Source organism: Vibrio sp. TRT 2004, from assembly GCF_050113735.1.
Taxonomy (GTDB): domain Bacteria; phylum Pseudomonadota; class Gammaproteobacteria; order Enterobacterales; family Vibrionaceae; genus Vibrio.
Window position 1 is genome coordinate 1 of sequence record NZ_JBNJOH010000089.1, and the last position, 3,159, is coordinate 3,159.

Below are 3,159 nucleotides of genomic sequence, written 5' to 3' on the forward strand. Positions count from 1 at the left end.
TTGCTCTTTAACAATTTGGAAAGCTGACGAATAACAACAATCCCCATATCTTTGATATGCGTTGTTATTCAAATTAAAAGTTCTCAAATCCTAACTTTCTCTAATAAAGAGAAAATTAGGTACCAACACACATTCAAGTGTTCTTGGAAACATCCTTGTGATGTTTATATTTGAGTCCGGCAAAATCGTGTCTGCACATGTATAAAAATGCAGACAACTTTGGTGACTAACAAAGACCCTTTGGGGTTGTATGGTTAAGTGACTAAGCGTACACGGTGGATGCCTTGGCAGTCAGAGGCGATGAAGGACGTATTAACTTGCGATAAGCCCAGATTAGGTAGTAAAAACCTGTGAGTCTGGGATTTCCGAATGGGGAAACCCACTTACATAAGTAAGTATCGCTGCGTGAATACATAGCGCAGCGAGGCGAACCGGGGGAACTGAAACATCTAAGTACCCCGAGGAAAAGAAATCAACCGAGATTCCGAAAGTAGCGGCGAGCGAAATTGGACTAGCCCTTAAGCTTTTAATGAGACAGGTGAAGGCTCTGGAAAGTGCCGCGATACAGGGTGATAGCCCCGTAACCGACATCTCATCATCAGTGAAATCGAGTAGGGCGGGACACGTGTTATCCTGTCTGAATATGGGGGGACCATCCTCCAAGGCTAAATACTACTGACTGACCGATAGTGAACCAGTACCGTGAGGGAAAGGCGAAAAGAACCCCTGTGAGGGGAGTGAAATAGAACCTGAAACCGTGTACGTACAAGCAGTAGGAGCACCTTCGTGGTGTGACTGCGTACCTTTTGTATAATGGGTCAGCGACTTATATTCAGTAGCAAGGTTAACCATCTAGGGGAGCCGTAGAGAAATCGAGTCTTAACTGGGCGTCGAGTTGCTGGATATAGACCCGAAACCAGGTGATCTAGCCATGGGCAGGTTGAAGGTTGAGTAACATCAACTGGAGGACCGAACCGACTAATGTTGAAAAATTAGCGGATGACTTGTGGCTAGGGGTGAAAGGCCAATCAAACCTGGAGATAGCTGGTTCTCCCCGAAATCTATTTAGGTAGAGCCTCGGACGAATACTACTGGGGGTAGAGCACTGTTAAGGCTAGGGGGTCATCCCGACTTACCAACCCTTTGCAAACTCCGAATACCAGTAAGTACTATCCGGGAGACACACGGCGGGTGCTAACGTCCGTCGTGGAGAGGGAAACAACCCAGACCGCCAGCTAAGGTCCCAAATTATAGCTAAGTGGGAAACGATGTGGGAAGGCTTAGACAGCTAGGATGTTGGCTTAGAAGCAGCCATCATTTAAAGAAAGCGTAATAGCTCACTAGTCGAGTCGGCCTGCGCGGAAGATGTAACGGGGCTAAGCTATAAACCGAAGCTGCGGCAATGACTTTAGTCATTGGGTAGGGGAGCGTTCTGTAAGCCGTTGAAGGTGTGTTGTAAAGCATGCTGGAGGTATCAGAAGTGCGAATGCTGACATGAGTAACGATAAAGGGGGTGAAAAACCTCCTCGCCGGAAGACCAAGGGTTCCTGTCCAACGTTAATCGGGGCAGGGTAAGTCGACCCCTAAGGCGAGGCCGAAAGGCGTAGTCGATGGGAAACGGGTTAATATTCCCGTACTTCTTACAATTGCGATGGGGGGACGGAGAAGGCTAGGTGGGCCTGGCGACGGTTGTCCAGGTTCAAGTGCGTAGGCTTGAGAGTTAGGTAAATCCGGCTCTCTTTAAGGCTGAGACACGATGTCGAGCTACTACGGTAGTGAAGTCATTGATGCCATGCTTCCAGGAAAAGCCTCTAAGCTTCAGATTGTAAGGAATCGTACCCCAAACCGACACAGGTGGTCGGGTAGAGAATACCAAGGCGCTTGAGAGAACTCGGGTGAAGGAACTAGGCAAAATGGTACCGTAACTTCGGGAGAAGGTACGCTTCTGACGGTGAAGTCCCTTGCGGATGGAGCTATCGGAAGTCGCAGATACCAGGTGGCTGCAACTGTTTATTAAAAACACAGCACTGTGCAAAATCGTAAGATGACGTATACGGTGTGACGCCTGCCCGGTGCCGGAAGGTTAATTGATGGGGTTAGCGCTTGCGCGAAGCTCTTGATCGAAGCCCCGGTAAACGGCGGCCGTAACTATAACGGTCCTAAGGTAGCGAAATTCCTTGTCGGGTAAGTTCCGACCTGCACGAATGGCGTAATGATGGCCACGCTGTCTCCACCCGAGACTCAGTGAAATTGAAATCGCTGTGAAGATGCAGTGTACCCGCGGCTAGACGGAAAGACCCCGTGAACCTTTACTACAGCTTGGCACTGAACATTGACCCTACATGTGTAGGATAGGTGGGAGGCTTTGAAGCAAGTACGCCAGTATTTGTGGAGCCGTCCTTGAAATACCACCCTTGTAGTGTTGATGTTCTAACGTCGACCCCTAATCGGGGTTGCGGACAGTGCCTGGTGGGTAGTTTGACTGGGGCGGTCTCCTCCCAAAGAGTAACGGAGGAGCACGAAGGTGGGCTAATCACGGTTGGACATCGTGAGGTTAGTGCAATGGCATAAGCCCGCTTGACTGCGAGAATGACAATTCGAGCAGGTGCGAAAGCAGGTCATAGTGATCCGGTGGTTCTGTATGGAAGGGCCATCGCTCAACGGATAAAAGGTACTCCGGGGATAACAGGCTGATACCGCCCAAGAGTTCATATCGACGGCGGTGTTTGGCACCTCGATGTCGGCTCATCACATCCTGGGGCTGAAGTCGGTCCCAAGGGTATGGCTGTTCGCCATTTAAAGTGGTACGCGAGCTGGGTTTAGAACGTCGTGAGACAGTTCGGTCCCTATCTGCCGTGGGCGTTGGAAGATTGAAGGGGGCTGCTCCTAGTACGAGAGGACCGGAGTGGACGAACCTCTGGTGTTCGGGTTGTGTCGCCAGACGCATTGCCCGGTAGCTAAGTTCGGAATCGATAACCGCTGAAAGCATCTAAGCGGGAAGCGAGCCCTGAGATGAGTCTTCCCTGACCCCTTGAGGGTCCTAAAGGGTTGTTCGAGACTAGAACGTTGATAGGCAGGGTGTGTAAGCGCTGTGAGGCGTTGAGCTAACCTGTACTAATTGCCCGTGAGGCTTAACCATACAACACCCAAAGGGTTTTG

General features: G+C 50.3%; 1 rRNA gene. It reads left to right on the forward strand.

What is annotated here, in order from left to right:
• Positions 1-252: 252 nt before the first annotated feature.
• Positions 253-3,139 (forward strand): 23S ribosomal RNA (locus ACQEXR_RS19770).
• Positions 3,140-3,159: the final 20 nt, after the last annotated feature.